At 75.1% G+C, this 643-nt stretch carries 1 protein-coding gene; it reads left to right on the top strand.

Translation table 11 applies throughout. The features are described 5' to 3' along the window. Positions 1 to 226: 226 nt before the first annotated feature. Positions 227 to 643 (top strand): DUF3054 domain-containing protein (locus tag DW297_RS14695; RefSeq protein ID WP_136033708.1); only part of this gene is annotated, 417 nt, incomplete at its 3' end.

Genomic DNA, 643 nt, shown 5'->3' with positions numbered 1-643 from the left:
CCGCGCGCGAGCTCGCGGCGGGCGTCGCGGCCACGGAGCGCCTGACCGCTGCGGGGCTCACCCCCCTCGCCCCCGTCGAGGCTGCGGCACTGGATGCGATCGACGCGGTGCCGGTGCTGCGCGAGGGGCGGTTCGTCCGCCACACCTGAGCGCGCGGTGCCACCGGTCGCACGGCGGACCGCCGCGCCGACGAGCCGATGACGGTGGCGCGGCGTAGGGTCGGGGCATGAGATACCTCCCCGCTCTCATCGTCGACGCCGTGCTCGTCCTGGTCTTCGCCGCGATCGGGCGGGCATCCCATCAAGAAGACCCGGCCGGGTTCCTCCTCACCGCCTGGCCCTTCCTGGTCGCGCTGCTGGTCGGATACGCGGTGGCGCTGCTGCTCCCGGCACGACCGCGGCGACCGTGGTCGCTGGCGTGGGGTGCCGTCGTGTGGGTCGTCACGGTCGCGGGCGGCATGCTGCTGCGAGTGCTGAGCGGCGACACGGCCGAGGTGCCCTTCATCGTGGTCGCGTCGATCGTGCTGGGGCTGTTCCTGGTGGGCTGGCGGGGGCTCGCCGCGCTGGTGCGGCGTCTGCGCGCGTCGTCCGACCGGGGCCCGGCGCGACAGGATCGCGAGCGCGATGGGGCCCTCCTCGTGGTG

The sequence above is a fragment of the Microbacterium sp. PF5 genome (assembly GCF_004794315.1).
Lineage (GTDB): Bacteria > Actinomycetota > Actinomycetes > Actinomycetales > Microbacteriaceae > Microbacterium > Microbacterium sufflavum.
Note: the sequence above shows the minus strand (reverse complement) of the source record. Positions and strands in the feature narration are given on the sequence as shown.